This is a genomic window from Altererythrobacter sp. B11 (assembly GCF_003569745.1).
Classification (GTDB): domain Bacteria; phylum Pseudomonadota; class Alphaproteobacteria; order Sphingomonadales; family Sphingomonadaceae; genus Croceibacterium_C.
On sequence record NZ_AP018498.1, the window covers coordinates 1,981,122 to 2,005,381 of the forward strand.

Annotated in this window: 27 protein-coding genes; 19 read left to right on the top strand and 8 right to left on the bottom strand. The window is 66.0% G+C overall.

Translation table 11 applies throughout. From position 1 onward, the window contains the following. Positions 1–28: 28 nt before the first annotated feature. From AEB_RS09475 to AEB_RS09490, 4 genes are all read right to left on the bottom strand, one after another. Positions 29–532 carry a hypothetical protein gene (locus AEB_RS09475; RefSeq protein WP_119082971.1) on the bottom strand — a complete coding sequence of 168 codons (504 nt, stop codon included), beginning with the start codon at positions 530–532 and terminating at the stop codon, positions 29–31. An 84-nt stretch (positions 533–616) separates the two neighbouring features. After that, positions 617–913, bottom strand: a complete 297-nt coding sequence (locus AEB_RS09480) for a hypothetical protein (protein WP_119082972.1) — start codon at positions 911–913, stop codon at positions 617–619. Continuing rightward, positions 910–1,419, bottom strand: coding sequence for a phage holin family protein (locus tag AEB_RS09485; RefSeq protein ID WP_119082973.1), 510 nt, complete (start codon positions 1,417–1,419; stop codon positions 910–912). Before AEB_RS09485 ends, AEB_RS09480 begins: the two co-directional genes overlap by 4 nt. Positions 1,420–1,422: 3 nt before the next feature. Next, positions 1,423–1,929, bottom strand: a complete 507-nt coding sequence (locus tag AEB_RS09490) for a hypothetical protein (RefSeq protein ID WP_119084562.1) — start codon at positions 1,927–1,929, stop codon at positions 1,423–1,425. 182 nt (positions 1,930–2,111) lie between these two features. On the opposite strand from AEB_RS09490, the gene eno reads away from it, so the two are divergent. Further along, positions 2,112–3,398, top strand: coding sequence for a phosphopyruvate hydratase (gene eno, locus AEB_RS09495; RefSeq protein WP_119082974.1), 1,287 nt, complete (start codon positions 2,112–2,114; stop codon positions 3,396–3,398). A gap of 54 nt (positions 3,399–3,452) precedes the next feature. Here eno and AEB_RS09500 read toward each other — a convergent pair whose 3' ends face one another. Next, complete coding sequence (locus AEB_RS09500; protein WP_119082975.1) at positions 3,453–4,379, bottom strand: aldo/keto reductase; 927 nt, start codon at positions 4,377–4,379, stop codon at positions 3,453–3,455. A 140-nt stretch (positions 4,380–4,519) separates the two neighbouring features. Between AEB_RS09500 and AEB_RS09505 the strand changes: the two genes are divergently transcribed. Further along, positions 4,520–5,041, top strand: coding sequence for a flavin reductase family protein (locus AEB_RS09505; protein ID WP_172593050.1), 522 nt, complete (start codon positions 4,520–4,522; stop codon positions 5,039–5,041). 94 nt (positions 5,042–5,135) lie between these two features. After that, the gene (locus AEB_RS09510) at positions 5,136–6,134 is read left to right on the top strand and encodes a GDP-mannose 4,6-dehydratase (RefSeq protein ID WP_119082976.1); all 999 of its coding nucleotides are present in this window, start codon (positions 5,136–5,138) and stop codon (positions 6,132–6,134) included. A gap of 9 nt (positions 6,135–6,143) precedes the next feature. Here AEB_RS09510 and AEB_RS09515 read toward each other — a convergent pair whose 3' ends face one another. The 3 genes from AEB_RS09515 to AEB_RS09525 form a co-directional block, all read right to left on the bottom strand. Beyond that, complete coding sequence (locus AEB_RS09515) at positions 6,144–7,292, bottom strand: alpha-hydroxy acid oxidase (RefSeq protein WP_119082977.1); 1,149 nt, start codon at positions 7,290–7,292, stop codon at positions 6,144–6,146. A 9-nt stretch (positions 7,293–7,301) separates the two neighbouring features. Further along, positions 7,302–8,030 carry an SDR family oxidoreductase gene (locus AEB_RS09520; protein WP_119082978.1) on the bottom strand — a complete coding sequence of 243 codons (729 nt, stop codon included), beginning with the start codon at positions 8,028–8,030 and terminating at the stop codon, positions 7,302–7,304. A 96-nt stretch (positions 8,031–8,126) separates the two neighbouring features. Next, a complete protein-coding gene (locus tag AEB_RS09525) occupies positions 8,127–8,378 on the bottom strand; it encodes a hypothetical protein (RefSeq protein WP_119082979.1) in 252 nt (83 codons plus the stop codon). 271 nt (positions 8,379–8,649) lie between these two features. Here AEB_RS09525 and AEB_RS09530 point away from each other — a divergent pair, with 271 nt between their 5' ends. From AEB_RS09530 to AEB_RS09605, 16 genes are read left to right on the top strand one after another with little or no spacing between them, the layout of a single operon-like run. Next, complete coding sequence (locus tag AEB_RS09530) at positions 8,650–9,267, top strand: cytochrome c3 family protein (RefSeq protein WP_231958645.1); 618 nt, start codon at positions 8,650–8,652, stop codon at positions 9,265–9,267. Continuing rightward, positions 9,264–12,074 carry a TAT-variant-translocated molybdopterin oxidoreductase gene (locus AEB_RS09535; RefSeq protein ID WP_119082980.1) on the top strand — a complete coding sequence of 937 codons (2,811 nt, stop codon included), beginning with the start codon at positions 9,264–9,266 and terminating at the stop codon, positions 12,072–12,074. Before AEB_RS09530 ends, AEB_RS09535 begins: the two co-directional genes overlap by 4 nt. After that, on the top strand, positions 12,071–13,378 hold the full coding sequence (nrfD, locus tag AEB_RS09540) for an NrfD/PsrC family molybdoenzyme membrane anchor subunit (RefSeq protein ID WP_197714416.1): 1,308 nt from the start codon (positions 12,071–12,073) through the stop codon (positions 13,376–13,378). Before AEB_RS09535 ends, nrfD begins: the two co-directional genes overlap by 4 nt. Beyond that, positions 13,371–13,910 carry a DUF3341 domain-containing protein gene (locus AEB_RS09545; protein WP_119082981.1) on the top strand — a complete coding sequence of 180 codons (540 nt, stop codon included), beginning with the start codon at positions 13,371–13,373 and terminating at the stop codon, positions 13,908–13,910. The genes nrfD and AEB_RS09545 overlap by 8 nt, the downstream gene beginning before the upstream one ends. After that, positions 13,907–14,404 (top strand): c-type cytochrome, encoded by a 498-nt coding sequence (locus AEB_RS09550; RefSeq protein WP_231958646.1) that lies wholly within the window; start codon positions 13,907–13,909, stop codon positions 14,402–14,404. The genes AEB_RS09545 and AEB_RS09550 overlap by 4 nt, the downstream gene beginning before the upstream one ends. Beyond that, the gene (locus AEB_RS09555) at positions 14,394–15,440 is read left to right on the top strand and encodes a hypothetical protein (RefSeq protein ID WP_119082982.1); all 1,047 of its coding nucleotides are present in this window, start codon (positions 14,394–14,396) and stop codon (positions 15,438–15,440) included. Before AEB_RS09550 ends, AEB_RS09555 begins: the two co-directional genes overlap by 11 nt. After that, a complete protein-coding gene (locus AEB_RS09560) occupies positions 15,437–15,820 on the top strand; it encodes a hypothetical protein (RefSeq protein WP_119082983.1) in 384 nt (127 codons plus the stop codon). The genes AEB_RS09555 and AEB_RS09560 overlap by 4 nt, the downstream gene beginning before the upstream one ends. Next, positions 15,817–16,587: an SCO family protein gene (locus AEB_RS09565; protein ID WP_119082984.1), complete on the top strand. Its 771-nt coding sequence runs from the start codon at positions 15,817–15,819 to the stop codon at positions 16,585–16,587. Before AEB_RS09560 ends, AEB_RS09565 begins: the two co-directional genes overlap by 4 nt. Further along, positions 16,584–17,540 (top strand): cytochrome c oxidase subunit II, encoded by a 957-nt coding sequence (gene coxB / locus AEB_RS09570; RefSeq protein WP_119082985.1) that lies wholly within the window; start codon positions 16,584–16,586, stop codon positions 17,538–17,540. The genes AEB_RS09565 and coxB overlap by 4 nt, the downstream gene beginning before the upstream one ends. After that, entirely contained in the window at positions 17,537–19,189 is a 1,653-nt protein-coding gene (gene ctaD / locus AEB_RS09575; protein ID WP_119082986.1) for a cytochrome c oxidase subunit I, read from the top strand. Before coxB ends, ctaD begins: the two co-directional genes overlap by 4 nt. After that, positions 19,182–19,811, top strand: a complete 630-nt coding sequence (locus tag AEB_RS09580; protein ID WP_119082987.1) for a cytochrome c oxidase subunit 3 — start codon at positions 19,182–19,184, stop codon at positions 19,809–19,811. Before ctaD ends, AEB_RS09580 begins: the two co-directional genes overlap by 8 nt. 8 nt (positions 19,812–19,819) lie before the next feature. Then, entirely contained in the window at positions 19,820–20,077 is a 258-nt protein-coding gene (locus AEB_RS09585; protein WP_197714417.1) for a cytochrome C oxidase subunit IV family protein, read from the top strand. 54 nt (positions 20,078–20,131) lie between these two features. Continuing rightward, positions 20,132–20,974 carry a non-homologous end joining protein Ku gene (gene ku, locus AEB_RS09590; RefSeq protein ID WP_119082989.1) on the top strand — a complete coding sequence of 281 codons (843 nt, stop codon included), beginning with the start codon at positions 20,132–20,134 and terminating at the stop codon, positions 20,972–20,974. Between the two features lie 5 nt (positions 20,975–20,979). Beyond that, complete coding sequence (locus AEB_RS09595) at positions 20,980–21,453, top strand: MgtC/SapB family protein (protein WP_119082990.1); 474 nt, start codon at positions 20,980–20,982, stop codon at positions 21,451–21,453. Then, positions 21,450–23,963 (top strand): DNA ligase D, encoded by a 2,514-nt coding sequence (gene ligD, locus AEB_RS09600; RefSeq protein ID WP_119082991.1) that lies wholly within the window; start codon positions 21,450–21,452, stop codon positions 23,961–23,963. Before AEB_RS09595 ends, ligD begins: the two co-directional genes overlap by 4 nt. 17 nt (positions 23,964–23,980) lie before the next feature. Next, a complete protein-coding gene (locus AEB_RS09605) occupies positions 23,981–24,253 on the top strand; it encodes a DUF3175 domain-containing protein (RefSeq protein ID WP_119082992.1) in 273 nt (90 codons plus the stop codon). The last annotated feature ends 7 nt before the right edge of the window (positions 24,254–24,260 follow it).

Here is a 24,260-nt window from a genome sequence, read left to right on the forward strand (position 1 = left end):
CGCTGCAAGCGCTGCGCGGGGGTGCCGCTCAATTGACGCTATGGCGGATTGCGCGGGAGATGGCTTTGCGCGCCTTGCGGGTCGCGATCCGCGCGGTGTCGGCAGCTTCTGCAGCATAGAGCTCGGCTTCGCGGCGCATTCGGCGGGCGCTCTGTCCCACCATGTCCCCGGCATCCTCCAGCGTATCCGCGCTTGCTTCACGCGCGCTCTCGGTCGCAGCCATGGCCTTGGCGGCATAGGCCAGCGCCATCTCGGTTCCGAGCGTGGCCAGACCGGAAGCCTTACCACCGGCCTTCAGAGCCAGGCGGCGCGTGGGAGAGCCCTTGAACAGCGCGCTGATCAGCACGCCAGCGGCGAGGCCACCTGCGACGATCGCGATCGGATGATCCTTGGCAAAGGCGGTGACCTGGTCACGCGTGGCGGCGGCCTTCTCGCTCACGCGCTCGCCCAGCGTGGGGTCGGTGCGGGCATTCAGGCGGGCCTGTCCCGCTTCGACCTTGTGCTTGATCTGCTGGCGCTTTGCCTCGGTCATTTTGGCTCTCCGGTGTGAATTGATGGTCGTTGGCGGAACGAGCAGCCGTGGCGTCCGGTTCCGGTCGGCACCGGAAGCGGGGCCCTAAGCGGTGTGATCTTCCGCCATCCAGCGATCCATCACCTCTATGATGGGCCGTCGGGCGAGGAACAGCGCCGCTGCCGCCGCCGCCCCGACGATCGCGCTGCGATGGGCCGTCGCAAAATCCGCCGCCTCCTCCGCCATGTCGGCAGAGCCTTCGGTCAATCGATCGGCAAGGCGCCCGCCGATGCCGCGCGCGCGCGCGTCTCCGCGTACGAACTGGATATCCGTGAGAAACAACTCGCGCGCCGCGTCGCGTAGCGCTTTGTCTTCGGCCAGACGCTGCTTAATCCCGCTCACGGCTTGGTCCTCGTGCTGCTGTCCTTATCGGAAAACGCGGCCTGAATATCGGACAGGCTGTCCAGCGCCCGGCGCGCCATCAGCCAGGCGACGATCAGAAGGGCGCCGACGACCAGCGCTGTCGCACCCCACGCCGTGATCAGCGGGGTCAGCGCGATGATCAGCCCCACCGCCAGCGCGATAGCCGCGACGAACGCCACGAGCGCTGCGCCCGCCCCGAAGATGGCCACGCCCTTTGCGCGATCGGCGGTATAGGCGGCGCGGGTGACCTGATAATTGAGTTCCGCCTGGGCATAGGTCTTGCCGTCGTCGATCAGCGCCTGGACATCTTCCAGCAGCGAATGGCCGAGATAGTCTTCGGGATCGTCTTCCGGCTCCGGCGTAAAGCCGAGTTCAGGTTCGGGCATGGGGTTCACGCCGAACGCATCAACTCTGCCGGCGGTCCCGGCCACGTTCTGCTCGCGGCCGATCACGCCGGGGGTGTCCTCTCGATTGGGGGCGGGCAAAGCTTACTTGCTGCGGAAGATGCGTGCGAGCAGGAAGCCGGCTACGGCAGCAATACCCACTGCGGCTGCGGGCTTTTCACGCACGAACTGCCGGGCATCCTCGCCCAATTCCTCGAGACTCTTGTTGTCGAGCCGTTCGGCGGTGGACTGCAGGGATTGCGAGGCGCTGCGCGCATAGTCGCCGAACTTCGGCCCGAGCTTCTCGTCGATGCTATCGGCACTGTCGAACACCATCCGGCTCACGCTGCTCAGCGCGGAACTCGCGCGGGCCTTGCCTTCGTTGGCCAGTTCGCCGGCCTTGGATTTCGCCTCCACCGTCCAGTCATCACCCTTGGCGCGGGCCTGATCGCGGTAAGAGGATGCACGCTCCTTCGCGTCGGCTTTCAGTGCGCTCGCGGCCGCGCGAGCCTCGTCGACGGCGGCGTTGAAATGGCTCTTTGCTTCGGCCTTCGCATCCGTGGTGGCGGTCTTCTTGCGGGGCGTGGGCTTTGCAGCTGCGGTCTCGACCATCATTGTCACCTTTCAGGTTGCGGACGAACGGGATGATACACGCGGGATGCGGCGTATGGCACCCGCTAACTTCAGCAAATCGAACGCGGCTTGCGCCGCAAGGTTCCGCCGCATAACAGGCGGCGGCCCGTTAGAAACGGGCTGCGCGACACTATTCACATCTGCATGAAACGGAGCCCGGCATGACGGCGATCATCGATATCCACGGACGCGAAATCCTCGACAGCCGCGGCAACCCGACGGTCGAAGTGGATGTGCTGCTGGACGACGGCAGCTTCGGCCGCGCCGCAGTGCCTTCCGGCGCCTCCACCGGTGCGCACGAGGCGGTGGAACTGCGCGACGGCGATAAAGGTCGCTATCTGGGCAAGGGCGTGACTAAGGCGATCGATGCGGTGAACGGAGAAATCACCGACGCGCTGCTGGGCCTGGATGCCGAAGATCAGCGCGACGTGGATCTCACCATGATCGCTCTGGACGGCACGGAGAACAAGAGCCGCCTCGGCGCCAACGCGATCCTGGGCGTCAGCATGGCGGTTGCGAAGGCCGCCGCCAATGCGCGCGGCCTGCCGCTCTATTCCTATATCGGCGGCGTTTCCGCCCATGTTCTGCCGGTGCCGATGATGAACATCATCAATGGCGGCGAACATGCCGATAACCCGATCGATTTCCAGGAATTCATGATCATGCCGGTGGGCGCGGAAAGCATCGCCGAGGCAGTTCGCTGGGGATCGGAGATCTTCCACACGTTGAAGAAGGGGCTGGCGGAGAAGGGCCTCTCCACCTCGGTGGGCGACGAGGGCGGTTTTGCACCGGCGCTGTCCAGCACCCGCGCCGCGCTGGATTTCGTGATGGAATCGATCGCCAAGGCAGGCTTCACGCCGGGATCGGACGTGGTGCTGGCACTCGATTGCGCCTCCACCGAATTCTTCGCCGATGGCCGCTATGACATGGCCGGGGAAGGGCTGTCGCTGAGCCCGCAGGAAATGGCATCCTATCTCGCCGATCTGTGCACCACCTATCCGATTCGTTCGATCGAAGATGGCATGGCGGAAGATGACTTCGAAGGCTGGAAGGCGCTGACCGACCTCATCGGCAAGAAGGTTCAGCTGGTGGGGGACGATCTGTTTGTCACCAATCCCAGGCGGCTGAGCATGGGCATCGAGCAGGGTCTGGCCAATTCGCTGCTGGTGAAGGTCAACCAGATCGGCTCGCTCACCGAAACGCTGCAAGCGGTGCAGATCGCCCATCGCGCGGGTTACACGGCGGTGATGAGCCATCGCTCGGGCGAAACGGAAGATGCCACCATCGCCGATCTCGCCGTGGCGACCAACTGCGGGCAGATCAAGACCGGCTCGCTCGCCCGCTCGGACCGGCTCGCCAAGTACAACCAGCTCATCCGGATCGAGGAAGAGCTGGGCGATGGCGCCGTCTATGCCGGTTCCGGCTGCTTCGGCGCGCTCTCGGCCTGAGCGACCACAGGGTTCGGCCCTGTATGGGCCGAACCCATCCGCGCGGACGGCAGCTTATCCTCCCGCCGCAGTGAGCCGGGCAATTTGCGTGTCGCTCAGCTCCAGCTCCAGCGCCTCGAACTGGACATCCAGCTGCTCTGGCCGGCTGGCGCTGGCGATAGGGGCAGCGATGCCGGGCTGGCGCATGAGCCAGGCCAGCGCAATCGCCGCCATGCTGGCACCGGTTTCCTCAACGATAGCGTCCAGCACCGGCAGCGTCTTCAACCCTTGCTCGAAGAAGCGTTCCACGCTCGATCCGCGATTGTGCCGCGCCAGATCCTCACGCGTGCGATATTTGCCGGTAAGGAACCCGCCGGCTAGGCCGAACCACGGAAGCATGGCAATTCCGCGCCCCGTGCAGAGCCGTTGCAGGGTCGGCCCATAGCTGTCGCGCACCACCACATTGTATTCGTTCTGCAGCACGGTGAAGGGCGTCATCCCATTGGCATGCGCGATGGTGTGGACCGCCGCCAGCCGGCCGGCGTCGTAATTGGAGGCGCCCAGCTCGCGGACCTGCCCGGCCTTCACCAGCGCATCGAAGCCCGCGGCCACGTCTTCCAGCGGGGTCACCTGATCGTCCCGGTGCGCGTAGTAGAGATCGACATAGTCGGTCTGCAGCCGCTCCAGCGATTTCTGCAGCTCATCGCGTATTTTCGCGGGCTCAAGATCCCCGGGCCGGGCGTGCATCCCGGTCTTGGTGGCGATCCGCATGTCCGCGCGGACCCCGCGCGAAGCGAGCCATTTGCCGATCACGGTTTCGCTCTCGCCGCCTACGTGGCCGGGCACCCAGTCCGAATATCCCTGCGCCGTATCCACCATGCGCCCGCCCGCTTCGTAAAAGCGGTCGAGGATGGCAAAGCTGGTGTCCTCATCCGCGGTGAAGCCGAATACGTTGCCGCCGAGAACCAGCGGCAAGCCGGCGATGGATGGGTGATCTGTCATGCGTCTCTCTCCTAGGCTTGCGGGCGGGCTATCACAGGCAGGCGCGATCCCCAAAGGGGGCCGCCCGCTATCAGGCTGTTTCCGCGCCGCTCCTTGCGCCAGTCCTTGCACCGGCGGATGCGACACCGCATGGAGAAGGCATGACCGATGCCGCGCCCCAGCCATATGACGACCTGCTCAACTCCTATCGCAACGCCATGCGCCACGTCGCGGCTACGGTCTATGCGGTGACGACACGGCACGAAGGGGCGCGCCATGGCATTCTCGCAACCGCGGTCAGTTCGCTCAGCTTCGATCCGCCGTCGCTGCTCGCCTGCATCAACCGCTCCGCCTCGCTGCACGAGCCAATGAACTATGCGGAAGGTTTCGCGGTGAACGTCCTCGGGCTCGGCAACCGCGACGTGGCGGAGCAGTTCAACCGCGAGCGGGGGGAGGAGCGCTTCATGCTGGGCGAGTGGGAGGATTGGCACGGGCAGCCGGTGCTCGCCAATGCCCAGTCCAGCTTCGTGTGCCGCTGCGTCGACCGGCATGAGTTCGGCACGCATTCGATCTTTATCGGCGAACTGCTGGCGGCCAAGCACCGCGACGATGCGGCACCGCTGACCTATTACGATCGGCACTTCATCGACATCAGCGCGGCGCCGGAGAAGAGCGACATCTGACGCCTTTCGCGGGCGTTGCGCCCATTGCACGGCGGGTCCCTTCGCGGCCATAATGGGAGCCCGTGGCGCTGAGCCATTAACTGCAGGGGGTGTGATGCGTATTCTGGTCACCGGCGCGGCCGGCTTCATCGGCTATCATGTCACCCTGGCTCTGCTCGCGCGCGGTGACAGCGTCCTCGGCATCGACAATCTCAACGATTACTACTCCATCGCTCTCAAGCAGGCGCGGCGTGACGGGCTGGCGGCGGCGGGCGGCAACCGGTTCACCTTCCTGCCGCTGGATTTCGCCGATCAGGCGGCGCTGGCCAGTGCGCTGGAGCATGCGGAGGTGGACCGCATCGTCCATCTGGGCGCGCAGGCAGGCGTGCGTTATTCGCTCGAAAACCCGCGCGCCTATGCCCAGTCCAATCTGGTCGGCCATCTCAACATGCTGGAACTGGCGCGAGAGAGGGGGGTGGCGCATATGGTCTATGCCAGCTCCAGCTCCGTCTATGGCGGCAATGCCAAGCTGCCCTTCGCCGTGGAGGACCGGGTGGATCACCCGCTGTCACTCTATGCCGCCACGAAGAAGGCGGACGAGTTGATGAGCGAGACCTACGCCCATCTGTTCCGCCTGCCGCTCACAGGGCTGCGGTTCTTCACGGTCTATGGCCCGTGGGGGCGGCCGGACATGATGATGTGGATCTTCACCTCGAAGATCCTCGCGGGGGAGCCGATCCCGGTGTTCAACGGCGGCGACATGTATCGCGATTTCACCTATATCGACGACATCGTGGCCGGGGTGATCGCCTGCCTCGACCATCCGCCGGCCGATGACGGGGCGGAAAAGGCGGGCGGCAGCACCAAGCCGCACGCGCTCTACAACATCGGCAACCATCGCTCCGAACATGTGCTGGAGGTGATCCGCCTGCTGGAAGAGGCCTGCGGGCGTAAGGCGGAGCTGGAGATGAAGCCGATGCAGCCGGGCGACGTGCAGCGGACCTATGCCGATATCGAGGCGATTTCGCGCGACCTCGGCTATGCGCCCACCACCAGCGTGCAGGCCGGGGTGCCGCTGTTCGTTGACTGGTATCGCCAGTATCACCGGCTGTAGCCGCGCGGGTCAGCCGATCAGTTCGAGATCGATTTCCGCGAGGCTGCGGGTGCCGAGCAGCGCCATGGTGCGGCGCAGTTCCTCCGCCAGCAGGCTGAGTGCGCGGGTGACGCCCGGCTGCCCGGCGGCGGAGAGGCCATAGAGCGGGGCGCGGCCGACCAGCACCGCATCGGCGCCCTGCGCCAGCGCCTTCACCACGTCGCTGCCCCGGCGAATGCCGCTGTCGAGGAACAGGGTGAGCCGGTCGCTCACCGCGCTCCGGATGTCGGGCAGGGCCGCGAGCGGGGCGATGGCGGAATCGAGCGCGCGGCCGCCGTGGTTGGAGACCACGATCCCGTCGGCGCCGAGCCGCACCGCCTCTTCCGCATCGGCGGGGTGCAAGATACCCTTGAGCACGAGCTTACCCGGCCAGCGATCCCGCAGGGCCCGCATCTCTTCCCAGTCCAGATTGTCGAGCTTGAACAGCGCGCCGGGATGCGCGCCTTTGGTGACGCTGGCGCGCAGCCGGTCGGGCAGATTGGCTTGGCTCGGTATGCCGCCGCTCAGCGCATAGCGGCCCATCACCCCGGCCAGCCAGCGGGGATGGGTGAGCACATCCAGCGTGTTGCGCGCGTTGAGCCGGAAGGGCGTGCCGAAGCCGTTGCGGTGGATATACTCGCGGTTCGGCGGCACCGACATGTCGAGCGTGACGAACAGCGCCTCGCAACCGCTTTGCCAGGCCCGCTCCAGCACCGCGTGGGACAGCGCCCGGTCTTCCCACAGATAGAGCTGGAACCACTGCCGCCCGCCCGCGGCGGCGATCTGCTCCACATCGATCGTGCTGGCGGAGGAGATGGTGAAGGGCAGCCCCGCCTCCGCAGCAGCGCGGGCGAGGGCCAGATCGCCTTCATGCCACAGCAGCCCCGCCGCGCCAGTCGGTGCCAGCGCGAGGGGGAGGGGGCTCTCGCGCCCGAAGATCGTGGTCCGCGTGTCGATCGCGTGCACGCCGCGCAGCACGCGGGGGCGGAAGGTCACCGCATCGAAGGCCGCGCGGTTGCGGGCCATCGCCGCCTCATCCTCCACCCCGCGCTCGAGATATTCCCACACGCCGTGCGGCAGCCGCCGCTGCGCCCGCAGGCGCAGGTCGGCGATGTTGTAGCAGGCGAGATCCGCCGCCACGGACCGGGCTCAGCCGCGCCCGAGGAACGGGATCTTGTTCTGGACCACCAGCCCTTCGTAGAAATTCAGATGGTCGGGGATGTCGGCCATGTGGACGATCACCGCGGCAATATCCATCGGGTCGGCCGCAAGTCCGTCAGGCAGCTTCACAGCGCCGGGCGCGATTTCCGTCGCCACGATGCCGGGATGGAAGATGGAGGCGGCGATATTGTGCTCGCGCCCGTCGATCGCCAGCGAGCGGGTCAGCCCGTCGAGGCCCCACTTGCTCGCCGCATAGGCAGGGCTGTCCTGCCGCGGAACGCGCGCGGAGATGGAGCCGATGTTGATGATCCGGCCATGCCCCTGGCCCTTCATCACGCGGAAGGCCGCGCGGCTGCACAGGAAGGCGCTGGTAAGGTTGGTTTCGATCACCTGATGCCAGAGCGAAAGCTCCATCTCGTCCACCGGGGTGGAATCGGCGATGCCGGCATTGTTAATCAGCACATCCACCGTGCCGAAGCGCTGCACTGCGCTGTCGAACAGGTTCTGCACCGCGGCTTCGTCGGTTACGTCGGTGGCAACGGCCAGCGCTTCCCCGCCCATGCTCTCGATCTTTTCCACCAGCTGCTGCAGGCGTTCCGCGCGGCGCGCCGCCAGCACCACCTTGGCGCCCTTTTCCACCAGCACCAGCGCGCAAGCTTCCCCGATGCCCGAACTCGCACCGGTTACCACCGCCACACGACCTTTCAGAATGCTCACCTTCGATCCCCTTTCGGCATGATTTTGCCGAACCGCTTAGCGGGGCGGGGCGGGAAGCGAAACCGCCAATCCCCCCGCGCGAGGAAGAGGCGGGCGTTAGCCGATGGCGAAGTGGCGCACGATCCGTTCATCCAACGGTTCCGCAAAACGGACCGAGAACGATGTCTCGTCTTCATTTTCGGCATGGCCGGAGAAGGGCCCGAGCCCGCCGATCCAGAAATCGACTCGTCCCGCAGCGAGCCGATGACCGGGCTCGGGAACAAGCCGGCAGTCGCGTTGAGAAAGATTGAGGATCACCAGTTTGCGCGGCGAGCTCGCCTCGTCCACATACGTGCCCAGCACCTGCATTCGCCCGGCTCCTGCTATCGAGGCGGCAAAGCAGCCCCGTCCTGACCGCCCGGAAGTCGCGGATTGCGAAATCGGTTCCCGGCTTCCGCGCGCACTGGCGACGAATTGCGAAAGACTCGCGACAAACCGCCGAAAAAGGGCCTCAGAAACAATTCAGCAAAAATTGGGAACGGGCGCGCAGCTTCAGCCGTAACCTCCGCGGGAATGAGCGAATGAGGAGGGATCGACGGCGCAGCTGTTTCCACCGGCGGCCGACACCTGGCTGCGCTTCGTGGCGAGCGGGCTGGCGATCGTGCTGGTTGGCCTGATGCTGGGCGCTTTCGATTATGCCAATTCCCCCTATGTCACGGCCGTCGGCTGGGTCGGCGATCAACCGGTTCCGTTCAGTCACAAGCACCATGTTGCGGATGACGGGATCGATTGCCGCTATTGCCACACCGGGGTGGAAACCTCCCCCAATGCCGGCCTGCCGCCCACGCACACCTGCATGACCTGCCATTCGCAATTGTGGACCGACGCCGGCGTGCTGGCGCCAGTGCGCCACAGCTATGCCAGCGGGGAGCCGATCCGCTGGCAGCGCGTGGCGCAGCTGCCGGACTACGTCTATTTCGATCATTCCATCCATGTGAACCGCGGCGTCGCCTGCGTGGAATGCCATGGACGGATCGACCGGATGCCGCTGACGAGCCGGGCAGAGCCGTTCCAGATGCAGTTCTGCCTCGAATGCCACCGCGATCCTGCCGGCCGGCTGCGCCCGCCCGATCAGGTCACCCGCATGGAGCCGCTCGGCTGGACCGAGGCGGAGGCGCGTCGCTTTGGCGAAGGGGTGATCGCGGCGCATCACATCAACACCAAGACATTGGACAATTGCGGGATCTGCCACCGATGAGTGGGGAGGGCGCAAACTCTCCTGTCCAGCGCCCCTGGCGCTCGCTGGAGGAGCTGGCGGATCGGCCGGAAATCCACGCCGCGCTGGCGGAAGCTTTTCCCTCGATAACGGCCGTGCCGCGGCGCCATTTGTTCAAGCTGATGGGCGGCGCGATCGCACTGGCCGGGCTGGACGGCTGCGAGCGCCTGCCGAACGAGGAGGCGCTGCCCTATGTCGAGGCGCCGGACGGCGAGACGACCGGCAAGGCGCGGTATTACGCGACGGCTGTGGAGCATGACGGCATTTCCCATCCGATCACCGGCAAGACGCGCGATGGCCGCCCGATCAAGATTGAAGGGAGCCAGTCCCACCCGGCATCGGGCGGAGCCACGGACGCCTTCACTCAGGCCTCGCTGCTCGGCCTCTACGATCCCGCCCGATCGGGCGAGGTGCTGCATCGCGGGCGCCCCCTGGGGTGGGATGGCTGGGGTGAAGCCATAGTGCGGCTGCGCGCCCGCAATGACGAAAACGGCGGGGACGGCTTTCGTCTGCTGACGGGGCCGGTCGGCTCGCCTACCATGCGTCGCCAGATCGCTGACCTGCTTGAGCGTTGGCCGGGCGCGCGCTGGCACGAACACCGCCCGCTGGCAGATATGAGGCGCGAACGCCTGCTGCTGGAGCGGGCGCATGCCGTGGTCGCGCTGGATCATGACGTGATCGGCCCCGGCCCGCTGCAGACATTCCACGCGCGCGGCTGGGGCGCCCGGCGGCAGGCCTTTCAACGCGGGGATGGCAGCGCCCAGCTCTTCGTGGCCGAGCCGAGCCCCACGATCACCGGCGTTTCGGCAACGCAGCGCCTGCCGCTGCGCGAGGGGCGCGTTCCCGTGCTGCTGCAGGTGCTTGTGCGTTCGGTGGAGGGTGCCGGCGGTGCGGGAGATGCGGGGCTGACCACGCCAGAGCGGCAATGGGTGCGCGAAGCCGCCGCCGCCTTGCGCGCCAACCGCGGGCGCAGCCTCGTTACCGTTGGCCCGCACCATCCGGCGGCGACCCGGGCGCAGGCCCATGCGCTGAATGCCCGGCTCGGCAATAGAGGGGTGACCAGCATTGCCCTGCCGCCGCAAGACGGGCCGCAGCCGGAGGCGTTCGAGGATCTGCCGCAGGCGATGCAGGCAGGCGCGGTGGAGTGCCTGTTCGTACTGGATGCCAATCCGGCCTACGCTTCGCCCGCCGCCGCGCGCTTCGCGGAAGCCATGGGGCGAGTTCCGCTGCGCCTCCACGCCGGGCTGCATGCCGATGAGACGGCGGCGCTCTGCCACTGGCATGCACCGCTGGCGCATGATTTCGAAAGCTGGCGCGATGGCGAAGCGGCGGATGGCTCGATCATCGCCGGGCAGCCGCTGGTCCGGCCATGGCTGCCCGTGCGCTCTCGCGGAGAGCTGCTGGCCGGCCTGCTGGACGACCCGCGCGAGGAGCGGGAGCGGCTCCGCGCTCGCTGGCCGCAGTTGCAGGACGAGACCGCGTGGGAGCGCGTGCTGCTGGGCGCGCCGATTGCGCCGGCGCCCGCTGGCTCTCCGCCGCCGCCAGTTATGGTGGGCAGCGCAGCCGTTCGCGCTCGGCAGGATCACGGGGAGCTGGCGCTGTCGATCCGGCCCGATCCTTCGGTGTGGGACGGGCGCTTCGCCAGCAACCCCTGGCTGCAGGAACTGCCCAAGCCGCTCACCAAGATCGCCTGGCAGAACGCCGTCCACATCTCGCCCGCGCTGGCGCGCGAGCGGAGGCTGGAGAATGGCGATCTGGTGCGCGTTTCCGCGGGTGGTGCGGCGGTGGAAGGACCGGTGTGGATCCTGCCCGGGCAGGATCGGCACAGCATCCTGCTCCACCTCGGCGGCGGGCGGCCGCGCGGCGGGCCGGTGGCCGATGGCGCGGGCTTCAATGCCTGGCCGCTGGTGGGTGCGCGGGGAGAGGTGGTGCTCACTGCGCTCGGCGGGAACGATCCCGTCTGCACCACCCAGCACCACTTCAAGATGGAAGGCGATGAGTTCGTCCGCTTCGTCGACCAGCCGGAGGAGGCGCTGCCGCCGGAACCGCACAAGGATAGCTTCTACCCGCCGCAGGTGAGCGACCCGGCTTGGGGCATGGCGATCGACCTCGATCTGTGCATCGGCTGCAACGCCTGCGTCGTCGCCTGCGTGGCGGAGAACAACGTGCCGATGGTCGGCCGCGAGCAGGTGGCGATGGGGCGCGAGATGCACTGGCTGCGGGTTGACCGCTATTACCAGGGCGAGCCCGACAATCCCCAGCACGCCTTCCAGCCGGTGCCCTGCATGCATTGTGAGGATGCGCCCTGCGAAATGGGCTGTCCGGTCAATGCGACGGTCCACAGCCCGGACGGGCTCAACCTGCAGGTCTACAATCGCTGCATCGGTACGCGCACCTGCTCGGCCTATTGCCCCTACAAGGTTCGTCGCTTCAACTGGTTCGACCTCACGGGGGACGATCCGCCCGAACTGAAAGCGGTGCGCAATCCCGAAGTCACCGTGCGGCAGCGCGGGGTGATGGAGAAATGCACCTATTGCATCCAGCGGATCAGCACTGCGCGCATCGCCGCGAAGGAGGAAGACCGCCCGATTGCCGATGGCGAGGTGGTCACCGCCTGCCAGGCTGCCTGCCCGACCAATGCCATCGTGTTCGGTAATACCGCGCATGAGGATACGGCGGTCAGCCGCCGCAAGGCGAGCCCGCGCAATTACGATCTGCTGCCCGAAGCCAACACCCGCCCGCGCACCACCTATGCCGCACGCATCCGCGGCGGGAAGGGGGAGGCGTGAGCGCGAAGGCGGAGCGGATGGAGGATGCGGAGCGGATCCTGCGCATCCCGGCACATTTTCCCAATCGGCGCATGTGGTGGGTGCTGTTCCTTTTCGCGCTGTCGCTGCTGCTGCTGTTCTTCGTCTCGGTCGCCGTGCTGTTCGGCCACGGCCCCGGCGTGTGGGGGAACAACATCCCCGTCGGCTGGGGCTTTCCCATCGCCAATTATGTCTGGTGGCTGGGCATCGGCCATGCCGGCACGCTGATTTCGGCCCTGCTGCTGCTTGTGGGCCAGCAATGGCGCAATTCGCTGAACCGCTTCGCGGAAGCGATGACGCTGTTCGCCGTCACCTGCGCCGGGCTCTACCCGATCCTGCATCTGGGGCGGCCGTGGCGGTTCTACTGGATGGCGCCCTATTTCAACACGATGAATGTGTGGCCGCAGTTCCGCAGCCCCCTGACCTGGGATTTCTTCGCGGTCCTCACCTATCTCATCGTCTCGGTGTTGTTCTGGTATATCGGCATCATCCCCGATCTGGCCGCGGCGCGGGACCGGGCGAAGAAGCGGCGCTGGGCGCTGTTCTTCGGCCTCGGCGCGCTGGGCTGGCGCGGATCGGCGCATCATTGGGAACGGTGGAACAAGGCCTACCGCACCACCGCCGCGATCGCGGTGCCGCTGGTCGTGTCGGTCCATTCCGAAATCTCGCTGCTGTTCGCGGCGGGCCCGGTGCCCGGCTGGAACTCCACGGTCTTCCCGCCCTACTTCGTGCTGGGTGCGGCATTTTCGGGCTTCGCCGTGGTGTCGATGCTCACCATCTGGCTACGCGCCATGCTGGGGCTCGGCGGGCTGGTGAAGGACCATCACCTCAACATGCTCGGCATCCTCACCCTCGCGACCGGGATGATGACCGCCTATGGCTATGTGGCCGAAGTGTTCACCGCGGCCTGGGCCGGCGGGCGCGAGCTGGAGACGCTCTTCGACCGCTTTTCCGGACCCTATGCCTGGAGCTTCTGGGGTGCGGTGCTGTTCAATTTCGGCCCGCTCCAGCTGCTCTGGTGGCGCAGCCTGCGCACCCGTCCGCTGATCCTGTTCCTGGTCGGCCTGTCCGCCGCGATCGGCATGTGGCTGGAACGCTACATGCTGGTGGTCAGCTCGCTCTATCGCGACTGGCTGGAGAGTTCGGAGGGTCTGTTCCACGCCAGCTTCTGGGACTGGTCGCTGTTCGCCGGGACGATCGGCCTGTTCCTCACGCTGTTCCTGCTGTTCGTCCGCTTCCTTCCGGTGATCTCCGTTTTCGAGGTGGAGGAGGCGGCCGATGAGTGACCGGCCGCTCTACGCTCTGCTCGCCCAATTCGACCGGCCGGAGCGATTGCTGGAAGCAACAATTGCACTGCGCCGGCAGGGCTTTTGCAATCTCGATGCATTCAGCCCTTTCCCGGTCGAGGGACTGGCGCGCGCACTGGGGTTTTCGGAGAACAAGGTGCAGGTCGCAACGCTTGTCGGCGGGGTGCTGGGTGCCGTGGCGGGCTTTGCCATGCAGGCGGCGGTCAGCCTCGACTATCCGCTGTGGGTAGGTGGCCGGCCGTTGGTAGCAGTGCCGGCTTTCATGTTGATAACCTTCGAACTTATGGTTCTGGGCGCGGTGCTCGGCGGCATCGGCACCATGCTGGTGGCGAACCGCCTGCCGCGCCTGAACCATCCGCTGTTCGAGGCGGAGGAGTTCGGGGTGGGCGATCCCGATCGCTTCTTCCTCGCGATCATGGCTGATGAAGGCTTCGACCGCGACGAGGCGGGAAAGGCGCTGGCGGCACTGCACCCGGCGGCCATTATCGAACTGCCGGAGGGGCCGCAGTGATCCGCGCCGGCGCCGTCTGCCTGCTCCCGCTCGCGCTGGCCGCCTGTGACCAGAACATGGTCCAGCAGCCGCGCTACGATCCCTATGAAGCGGCGGAGTTGTTCCCCGACGGGCAGGCCATGCAGCCGCCGCCGGGGGGCACGATCGACCTCGGAACACCTGCCCGCCAAGCGGCCGCCGCGGCAATGCCGGCGATCGACGAGGCGCTGCTGAAGCGCGGCCGCGAACGCTACGGCATCTATTGCAGCATGTGCCATGGCGAGGACGGGCGGGGCAACGGAGTGGTGCCCAGCCGTGGCTACCCCCATCCGCCGAGCTTCCTTGCACCGCGCCTGCGCGCCGTGGCGGACCAGCACATCTTCGACGTGATTACCGAAGGTTACGGCGTGATGTATTCCTATGCCGACCGGGTGCCGCCGGCCGACCGCTGGGCGATCGTCGCGTGGATCCGGGTGCTGCAAAGGGCGCAGCAAGGGGACGGTGATGAGGCCTGAGGCACGCGCCCTCCTGCGCCGGCCGCTGTTCCTGGCGGGGCTCGCGCTTGTCGCGGCCGGGCTGCTCGCCGGCCTGTTCATCCCCGGCGCCATGCTCGGCTGGCTGGGGGCGACCGTGCTGTTCAGCGCCGTTCCGGCGGGTTCGCTCTACCTGCTGATGATGATGCGTCTCATCCCCGGCCCGTGGGGCGAGGAGCTTCGCCTGTCGGCAGAGGCGGCGACGCTGCTTACCCCGTGGGCGAGCGTGTTGTTCGTCCCGGTTCTCATCGGCTTCGGCGCGATCTACCCATGGGCCGCAGGGGCAAAGCTGACCGCCTTCCAGGCTCTTCTGCTCAACCCGTTGTTCCTCGCGGTGCTGACAATCGGCCGCTTCGGGGCGCTGTATTGGCTCGGTTCTCGCATGCGCGGCCGCCGCTCCACCCGGGCGACGAGCGCCGCGGGGCTGATCCTTCTTCCGCTGCTGGCCACGGCGGCGGCCTTCGTGTGGCTCCTCTCGCTGGACACGGAGTTTGCGTCCTCCGCTTTCGGGCTGCAGTTTATCGAGCGTGAAGTGACTGTCGCGCTCGCCGCGTTGCTGCTCCTGCGGCTGTCGATCGGTCGGCCGCTCTCCCGGCCCGGAGTCCTCGGCGGCGTGATGCTGACGCTGCTGCTGTTGTGGGCCTATCTCGAATTCCTCTCCTTCTTCATCAACTGGTCGGGCAATTTGCCTTCTGGCGCGCATTGGTATCTGCTGCGCGGCAGCGGCAGTTGGGGCGTGTTGTTGTGGGTGTGGAGCGGGCTCAGCGGTGTGCCGCTGCTCGCGCTGCTGTTTGCGGTCGCCCGCCGCAACGCAGGATGGCTGAAGGCGATCTGCTGGGCGGTGCTGCTGGGTAAGGCCTGTGAGATTGCCTGGGTCACATTCCCCGGCTTCGGTTTGGCGCCGCTGGCCGCCTTCGGTCCCGCCGTGGCCGGGCTGTCGCTGGCGACCTTCGCCGCCTTGCCGGCCGCATTGCGCCAACGCATCCGCGACCGGGCGCTTTCAGGAGTGCGGCCATGACCCGGGCCTTGCATGAAGAGACCGAAGTCCAGCGCGCGGAAAATCCGGATGTGGTGCCGGCGGAGGTGCGCGAGCGAGGATATGAACCCACTGACGCGCCGCCGGCCAAGGTGGCGGCAGGATTGGGTGGGTTCCTCGCGCTGATGCTGGCAGGGCTGGGCGCAGCGGCCACGCTCACCGCGCTGACGAGCCGCAACGGCCGGCTGGAGGAGCGCGCCGTGCCCCCGCCGGTGTTTCCCGATGCCAGCAAGCCGCCTCTGCTGGTCGATCCGGTAGCGCATCGCCGCGCGATCGAGGCGCAGGCGCGGGCGCACCTGCGCCGTGCCGACATGGAAGCGGCCACGCGCGCCGTCGAACGCGAAGGGGAGGTAAGGCCGTGAAGGCGCTGCTGGCGATCCTTCTGGCGCTGTTGTCCACTCCGGTGGCGGCACAGCAATTCGACCCGTTCAAGGAAGCCCGGATCGACAATGATCCCGGGGCAAGCATTCCGCTGGATGGCGCATTTGTCGACCAGAACGGGCGCCCAACCTCGCTGCAGAGGATCGCCGACGGGCGGCCGCTGCTGCTGGTGCCAGTGCTGCACGAATGCCCGAACTTCTGCCGCGTCACACTGTCCGGCATCACCGATGCCATTGCCGCTCTGCCTGCCGGAGAGCGGGGCCGCTTCGCGACGGTGGCCTTCGGCATCGATCCGCGCGAAGGGCCGGCTGAGGCCGCCGACGATCTGCATCGACTGGCGGAGCAAACCGGCCGCGCGCCGCCGCCCGACACCTTCGCCACCACCGGCCCGAAGAGTGCCATCCGCGATGTGACCGATGCGCTGGGCTATCACTACAAGTGGGACGAGCGGATTGGCCAATATGCCCATGCCGCCGCTTTCGCGGTGATCACGCCGCAGGGCCATCTTTCCCGCTGGTTCTACGGGTTGGACCCCGATCCGGCTGAATTGGGCAAGGCGCTTGAGGTGGCGCGGCAGGACAAGACCGGCGGCGGCTGGGCCCAGCAACTGCTGCTCGTGTGCTTTCATTACGACCCGGAGACCGGGCAATACACGCCCGCTATCACCAAGATCCTGCGCCTTGCCGGCTTTGCCACGGTGCTGGCGATCGGCCTCGGCATCCTCTTCCTCCGGCGGAGGACCCAGTGAGCGGTTTCTTCCCCTGGCAGCCCGCGGCGTCAGCCTATGGCCGGCAGATTGATCTGCTGGCCGCCGCCTTCGGGACCATGGTGTGGCTGCTCGCGATCCCGGTGTTTGTGCTGATGGCGGTCTTCGCCTGGCGCTATCGCCGCACGCGAGAGGTCAATCGCCAGAACCGCCCCAACGGCAATGTGTGGGTGGAAGCGAGCTGGTCGGTCATCCCGTTCCTGATGATCCTGGTGTTCTATGTCTGGGCCACTTCGCTCTATCTCGATCTGCGCCAGCCGCCCGAGGATGCCGTAACCATCGACGTGGTGGCCAAGCAGTGGATGTGGAAGTTCCAGCATCCCGAGGGCGCGCGCGAAATCAACGATCTGCACGTTCCCGTCGGCACTCCGATCAAGCTGGTCATGACATCGCAGGATGTGATCCACAGCCTCTACCTGCCGGCCCTTCGTATCAAGCAGGACGTGGTTCCGGGGCGTTACAGCACCTTGTGGTTCACCGCGGATCGTGCGGGCGCCTATCCGCTGCGCTGCGCCGAATTCTGCGGGGCGGACCATTCGGTGATGGGCGGCAAGCTGATCGTGATGGAAGCTGCCGATTTCGCCGCATGGCAGGCTGCCCACAACGGCAACGGCGCGCTTTCCGCCGCCGAACGGGGCGCGCGGCTGTATCGCACCAGTGGCTGCGCCGGCTGCCATGACCGGACGCAGGAAGGGCTCGCTCCGGCGCTCTCCGACATATTCGGCCGCCAGGTCGTGCTCGCTGACGGATCGCGCACCCGCGCGGACGAGCAATATCTGCGCGATGCAATCATGCTGCCCAACAAGCAGGTGGTGGCCGGCTTCCGCGGGATCATGCCCTCTTACGCGGCGAGCTTCAGCGCGGAGGAGGTGGCGGACCTCGTCGCCTTCCTCAAGTCCGCCCCCAGTGCAGACGGGAGGATCGCCCAGCCATGAATGCCGAGCCGCCGAAGGACCGCTTTCAGAGCCCGCAGGAGGATTCCGGACCGAGCTACCTGCGGGCTGGACACACGCTGCGATCCTGGCTGCTGACCACGGATCACAAGCGCATTGCCATTCTCTACCTGTTTGCGATCAGCTTCTTCTTCCTGGTCGGTGCGATCGCCGCGGCGCTGATCCGGCTGGATCTGCTGACCCCGGCGGGCGATCTGCTGACCAACGATGGCTACAACCGCGCCTTTTCCCTGCACGGGATCATCATGGTGTGGTTCTTCCTGATCCCCTCCATCCCCAACACCTTCGGCAATTTCCTCATTCCGCTGATGATCGGCGCGCGCGATCTGGCCTTCCCGCGCCTCAACCTGCTGTCATGGTATATCTATGTCGTTGCCGGGCTGGTGACGCTCTATGTGGTGCTGGGGGGCGGCGTCGATACGGGCTGGACCTTCTACACCCCGCTGTCTTCCGTCTATGCCAATGGCGCCGTGGTGGCCGCGATCCTGGCGGTGTTCATCAGCGGCTTTTCCTCGATCCTTACCGGCCTCAACTTCATCGTCACGATCCACAAGCTGCGGGCGCCGGGAATGACCTGGGGGCGTCTGCCGCTGTTCTGCTGGTCGCATTATGCCACTTCGATCATCTTCGTGCTGGCGACGCCGGTGCTGGCGATCACGCTGCTGCTGGTCGCGGCCGAGCGGCTGATCGGCATCGGGGTGTTCGACCCTGACCTGGGCGGGGATCCGCTGCTGTTCCAGCATCTGTTCTGGTTCTACAGCCACCCAGCGGTCTACATCATGGTGCTGCCCGCCCTGGGCGTTATCAGCGAACTGATTACCTGCGCCGCGCACAAGCGGATCTTCGGCTACTGGTTCGTCGCCTATGCCTCCATCGCGATCGCCGTCATCGGCTTCTTCGTGTGGGGCCATCACATGTTCGTCTCAGGCCAGTCCTTCTACGCCAGCGCCGTGTTCTCCTTCCTCTCCATTGCGGTCGCCGTGCCGAGCGCGATCAAGGTCTACAACTGGACCGCCACGCTCTACAAAGGCGATGTGGAGCTGAGCGCGCCGCTGCTCTATGCGCTGGGCTTCATCGGCCTGTTCGTGGCCGGCGGTCTCACCGGCCTGATGGTGGCGATGCTGGCGATCGACGTGCATGTCCACGACACCTATTTCGTGGTCGCGCACTTCCACTACATCATGGTGGGCGGCACGGTGACCGCCTTCTTCGGGGCGATGCACTATTGGTGGCCGAAGATCACCGGGCGCATGTACAACGAAAACCTTGCGCGCGCTTCGGCGATCATCATCCTTGTCGGCTTCAACATCACCTTCTTTCCCCTGTTCGTCATGGGGTATGAGGGGATGCCGCGGCGGTATCATGTCTATCCCGAACAGTTTCAGGTGCTGCAGGTGATCGCCTCGTCCGGCTCGGCGCTGCTCGCCCTCGGTTATCTGCTGCCGGTGTTCTACCTCGGCTGGTCGCTGTTCCGCGGCGAGCGCGCGACGGCCAACCCGTGGGGCGCGACGGGGCTGGAATGGACGACATCCTCCCCGCCACCCAAGCACAATTTCGTCGAGCAGCCGGTGGTGGTGCGCGGCCCCTACGACTATCCGCTGGCCCATCCTGCGAGCCGCGACAATGGCTGACAGCGCCGGCCTCAAGGAACCGTTCCACCAGATCGGCCGCCAGCACGAGGCGGACCGGTTCGGGATGCTCGTGTTCCTCGCCAGCGAACTCATGCTGTTCGGCGGCATCTTCGCGGCCGCCATGGCGCTGCGTATTCGTGACGGCGCGGACTATGTCGCGGCCGCCGGCCATCTGAAGCTGTGGCTGGGGACCGCCAATACGGCGATCCTGCTCACGAGCAGCCTGTTTGCGGCCCTGGCCGTGGAGGCGACCCGTGCCGGGCAGGCGCGATGGACGGGGCGCGCGCTGGTGGCTGCGGCTGTGCTCGGCCTCGCGTTCCTGGGGGTCAAGGGCTTCGAATATGCCGCCGAATACAGCGAAGGGCTGATGCCGGCCACTGCCATCGCCCATTTCGACGGCCGCATCGAACAGCTGTTCATGGATCTTTATTATCTCGCCACCGGCCTCCACGCCCTCCATGTCAGCCTCGGTATCCTCCTGCTTGCGGGGGCCGCGTGGAGCCGCAGGGCGCGAGAGGACCGGGCGGCCGTGCTCGTCGGCAATGTCGCGCTCTATTGGCACCTGGTCGATGTGGTGTGGATCTTCCTCTATCCCACGCTCTATCTGGCGGGCGTGAAATGAGGCCGGCGGTGATCCGGCTGGCGCTCGTCTGGGCCGCCTTGCTCGCGCTGCTGGCGCTCACCGTGGGCGGCGCCTTCCTGCCGCTCGGCCCGGCAAAGCCATTGGTGGCTTACCTGATCGCCGCCGCGAAAGCTGCGCTGGTGATGTGGTTCTTCATGGAGTTACGGGAAAGCGATGGGATCGCGCGCCTCGCCGCGGGAGCGGGTCTGGTGTGGATATCGATCCTCCTTGTGCTCTCATCCGCGGATTACCTCACCCGCGGCTGACCCAGCCTGAAACTTCGCGGCCCTTCGCGTGTTGGATGGGGCAGAGGTACGATCATGGCAGCAAGAGCCTATTGGCAGGGGCAGATCAGGCTGGCGCTGGTTTCGATCCCGGTGGAAATCTATTCCGCGGCGAAATCCGGCGCGAAGGTCTCGTTTCGGCAGATTCACGAGCCGAGCGGCAAGCCCGTTTCCTATGAAAAGGTGGTGCAGGGCGTCGGGCCCGTCGATCGGGACGAGATCATCAAGGGGTACGAATTGTCGAAGGGCAATTACGTGCTGCTGGAGGATGAGGAGATCGAGGACGTCCGGGTGGAGAGCAAGAAGACGCTTGAGCTCGTTCAGTTCGTCGATGCGCCCGAAATCGACCCGCTGTATTTCGAGAAGCCCTATTACGTGGCGCCCGCGGATGATCTGGCGGAGGAAGCCTATGTCGTCCTGCGCGAGGCGCTGCGCAAGGCGAACAAGGTTGCATTGGGCCAGCTGTCCGTGCGCGGGCAGGAAAAGCTAGTGGCGATCAAGCCCTGCGGCAAGGGGCTGCTGCTCGAAGTGCTGCGCTATGCCGACGAGGTGCGGGAAGGGCACCAGTTCTTCAAGGGCATCGGCGATGCGAAGCCGGATGAGGAACTGCTCGACCTCGCCACCGCTCTCATCGACAAGAAGACCGCCCCTTTCGATGCGGGGGAGTTCCACGATCGCTATTCAGCGGCGCTGAAAGCGCTGATCGACAAGAAAGCCAAGGCGAAGGGCGGCAAGGTTCTGGAAGAGGTGGAAGAGCCGGCCGAGAAGCCGGGCAACAATGTGATCGACCTGATGGCCGCGCTCAAGCAGTCGGTAAAGCAGGAAAAGCCACCTGCGAAATCCTCCTCCACCAAGTCCCGCAGCCGCAAGCGCGCCTGAGTTCCGTGCTGCTGAACGCCCCCGTATCCGCGTCGGCGCTCGATCTTGATCTGCTGGCGCGGCTTTGCACGGCGGCGCTGCTCGGGCTGGCCCTGGGTATCGACCGGGAATGGCAGGGCCATGCCGCAGGCCTGCGCACGCATGGGATCGTCTGCCTGACAAGCGCCGCAATGACGGTGGCGATAATCGCGATCTACCTGCAGCTGGATGGCGAGCGAATGGATCCCCTGCGCATCTTCGAAGCCACCGGGGCCTTCATCGGCATCGTCGGGGCGGGGCTGATCGTGTTCAGCAAGGGCGAGGTAAAGAACATCACCACCGCCGTACACCTGTGGCTTACGGCGGTGGTCGGTATCGCCTGCGGCGCTGCATTATGGCCTGTGGTAATCGTGCTCGCGGTGGTCGGGTTCCTCATGCTGACCGTGCTCGGCTTCGTAGAACGGCGCGTCCTTCAACGATCTGAGGAGAATGCGCGATGAGCATGGATCCCCTCGCCGAATACAACCGCAAGCGGGACTTCAAGAAAACGGCGGAGCCGGCAGGGAAGCGCGCCAGAGGCAAGGCGGGGCGCCGCTTCATCGTGCAGAAGCACGATGCAACGCGCCTGCACTGGGACTTTCGGCTGGAGGTGGACGGCGTGCTGAAAAGCTGGGCCGTCACAAAGGGCCCCTCTCCCGATCCGGACATCAAGCGCTTGGCCGTGCGGACGGAGGACCATCCGATGGCCTATGCCGAGTTCGAGGGTTCGATCCCGAAAGGCGAATATGGCGGCGGATCGGTGATGTTGTGGGACAGCGGCACCTGGGCGCCGGTGGAAGGCAAGAGCGCGAAGGATCTGGAAGACGGCCATCTGCACTTTACCCTCGACGGGCAGCGCATGAAGGGGGAATGGCTGCTGGTGCGCATGAAACCGCGCAAAGGCGAAAAGCGGGAGAACTGGCTGCTCCGCAAGGTGGCGGATGATTACGCTCAGGAAGGCGATCCGCTGGTGGAGCAGGGCCTCACCAGCGTGCTCACCGGCCGCTCGATGGCCGAAATCGCCGCCGATGCGGGCGGCGAACATTCGCTCAAGGGCAAGAAGGGCACGACCTTCACTCAGGAGATGGAGAAGGCCGCAAGCCACAACCGCGCTAAGGCAAAGCCGCACCGCCGCTCCAGCGGCAAACCACCGGCATTTCGCGAACCGCAGCTCGCCACGCTGGTCGACGCTGTTCCAGCCGGCAACCGCTGGATGCACGAGATCAAGTTCGATGGCTATCGCGCGTTGGTCGCCGCCGCCGGCGATCAGGTGAAGATTTACACCCGCAGTGGGAAGGACTGGACGGACAAATTCGCCCCGCTGGTCCGCAGCTTCGCCGCGCTGGACCTGCCGCCGTGCCTGATCGACGGCGAGATCGTCGCCTACGACAAATCTGGCAACCCTGACTTCTCCTCGCTTCAGCAGGTGCTGAAGCGGGGCCACGGCGAGCAGGGGGAGCAGGATGCGCTGGCCTTCCATGGTTTCGACCTGCTCGAACTGGATGGGGAGGATCTGTCTCGCCTGCCCAACATCGAACGCAAGGAGAAGCTGGAGGCACTGCTTCGCAGTGCCGAACCGCCGATCCATGTCGCCGATCACGTGATCGGCGCGGGCGAGCAGCTGTTCGAGCGGATGTGCGGCGCCGGGCAGGAAGGCATCATCTCCAAGAAAATCGATGCGCGCTATGGCACCGGGCGCGGCAAGAGCTGGGTGAAGGTGAAATGCACGCGGCGGCAGGAATTCGTCATCATCGGCTGGACGAAAAGCTCTGCCCGTGCGCGCCCTTTCGCTTCCCTCGCTCTCGCCCAGCATGAAGGCGGCAAGCTGGTGTACAAGGGGCGCGTCGGCACCGGCTTCAACGCGGACACGCTGAGCGAGCTTTCCGGCAAGTTCCGCTCGCTGGAACGCAAGACGCCCCCGGCGGAGGTGGACAGGACGGAAGCGCGCGGCGTCACGTGGCTCACGCCAAAGCTGGTGGCCGAAGTGGCCTTTGCCGAGTTCACGGCAGAAGGGCGCGTGCGGCACGCGAGCTTCCTCGGTCTGCGTGGAGACAAGGATGCCGCTGAGGTGAAACCAGAGACCGCGGAGCCCGCGCCCGAAGAAACCGAAGAGGAGGTGAAGATCACCAGCCGCGAGAGGGTGGTCTATCCCGATGCCGGCTTTACCAAGGGCGACCTAGCGGACTACTACCAGCGGATTGCTCCGCGCATGCTGGCCTTCGCGGCGAACCGCCCAATCAGCCTCGTGCGGTGCCCCCAGGGTCGGGCAAAGAAGTGCTTCTTCCAGAAGCACGATACCGGTGCGTTTGGGGCTCATGTCCACCATGTGCCGATCCGCGAGAAGGGCGGTGGCTCGGAAGACTACATCTATATCGAGGATGTCGGCGGCATACTCGCCTGCGTTCAGATGGGCACGATCGAGTTTCACGGCTGGGGCAGCCGCAGCATGGATGTGGAGGCGCCGGACCGGATGATCTTCGACCTCGATCCGGACGAGGGACTGGATTTCGAGGACGTGAAGCGCGCCGCGAAGGACATCCGGGATCGGCTGGCCGATCTGGGCCTGACGAGCTTTGCCATGCTATCGGGCGGGAAGGGCGTCCATGTCATTGTCCCGCTGCGGACCGGGCATAGCTGGGATGAACACAAGGATTTTTCGAAACGCTTCGCCGAAGCCTTATCGATGGCGGAGCCTGACCGCTTCGTCGCCACGATGAGCAAGGCGAAGAGGAAGGGAAAGATCTTCATCGACTGGCTGCGCAACCAGCGCGGATCCACCGCCGTGCTGCCCTATTCGGCGCGGGCGCGGGAGGGGGCGCCGGTGGCCGCGCCGATCGCCTGGGGTGAATTGGGCAAGATGAAAAAAGCCAGTGCCTTCACGATCGGTGATGCGGATCAGTTGCTTGCCCGTGCCGGCGGCAAGGGCCTGGCTGGCTGGGGCTTTGCCGATCAGGCGCTGCCGGACTTCTGAACGCGAAAGGATCCAGAATGGCCAAGAAATGGTCGCAGGACGTCACAGAGCATTCCGATGCGCTTGACCTTGAAGAGGGCGTGTTCACCAAGGATGATCCGAAGGCAATCGCCCGCTCCCTGAAGCGGTCGGCCGAAGGCAGCAGGAGGCGCAAGGGCACCCCGCTGCAATCGGCCATGAGCATGCTGACTTTCTACATCAATCGGGCGGGCGACAATCTGTCCAAGGCGGAGCGGGCGAAGCTCGAACAGGCCAAGGAAGAACTGCGGGCGCTGTTCGACAAGGATTGATCCCGCC

Coding starts and splice junctions, on each gene's coding strand:
- AEB_RS09475 (WP_119082971.1), bottom strand. CDS start 532: ATGACCGAGGCAAAGCGCCAGCAGATCAAGCACAAGGTCGAAGCGGGA.
- AEB_RS09490 (WP_119084562.1), bottom strand. CDS start 1,929: ATGGTCGAGACCGCAGCTGCAAAGCCCACGCCCCGCAAGAAGACCGCC.
- eno (WP_119082974.1), top strand. CDS start 2,112: ATGACGGCGATCATCGATATCCACGGACGCGAAATCCTCGACAGCCGC.
- AEB_RS09500 (WP_119082975.1), bottom strand. CDS start 4,379: ATGACAGATCACCCATCCATCGCCGGCTTGCCGCTGGTTCTCGGCGGC.
- AEB_RS09505 (WP_172593050.1), top strand. CDS start 4,520: ATGACCGATGCCGCGCCCCAGCCATATGACGACCTGCTCAACTCCTAT.
- AEB_RS09510 (WP_119082976.1), top strand. CDS start 5,136: ATGCGTATTCTGGTCACCGGCGCGGCCGGCTTCATCGGCTATCATGTC.
- AEB_RS09525 (WP_119082979.1), bottom strand. CDS start 8,378: ATGCAGGTGCTGGGCACGTATGTGGACGAGGCGAGCTCGCCGCGCAAA.
- AEB_RS09535 (WP_119082980.1), top strand. CDS start 9,264: ATGAGTGGGGAGGGCGCAAACTCTCCTGTCCAGCGCCCCTGGCGCTCG.
- AEB_RS09545 (WP_119082981.1), top strand. CDS start 13,371: ATGAGTGACCGGCCGCTCTACGCTCTGCTCGCCCAATTCGACCGGCCG.
- AEB_RS09555 (WP_119082982.1), top strand. CDS start 14,394: ATGAGGCCTGAGGCACGCGCCCTCCTGCGCCGGCCGCTGTTCCTGGCG.
- AEB_RS09560 (WP_119082983.1), top strand. CDS start 15,437: ATGACCCGGGCCTTGCATGAAGAGACCGAAGTCCAGCGCGCGGAAAAT.
- ctaD (WP_119082986.1), top strand. CDS start 17,537: ATGAATGCCGAGCCGCCGAAGGACCGCTTTCAGAGCCCGCAGGAGGAT.
- AEB_RS09580 (WP_119082987.1), top strand. CDS start 19,182: ATGGCTGACAGCGCCGGCCTCAAGGAACCGTTCCACCAGATCGGCCGC.
- ku (WP_119082989.1), top strand. CDS start 20,132: ATGGCAGCAAGAGCCTATTGGCAGGGGCAGATCAGGCTGGCGCTGGTT.
- ligD (WP_119082991.1), top strand. CDS start 21,450: ATGAGCATGGATCCCCTCGCCGAATACAACCGCAAGCGGGACTTCAAG.
- AEB_RS09605 (WP_119082992.1), top strand. CDS start 23,981: ATGGCCAAGAAATGGTCGCAGGACGTCACAGAGCATTCCGATGCGCTT.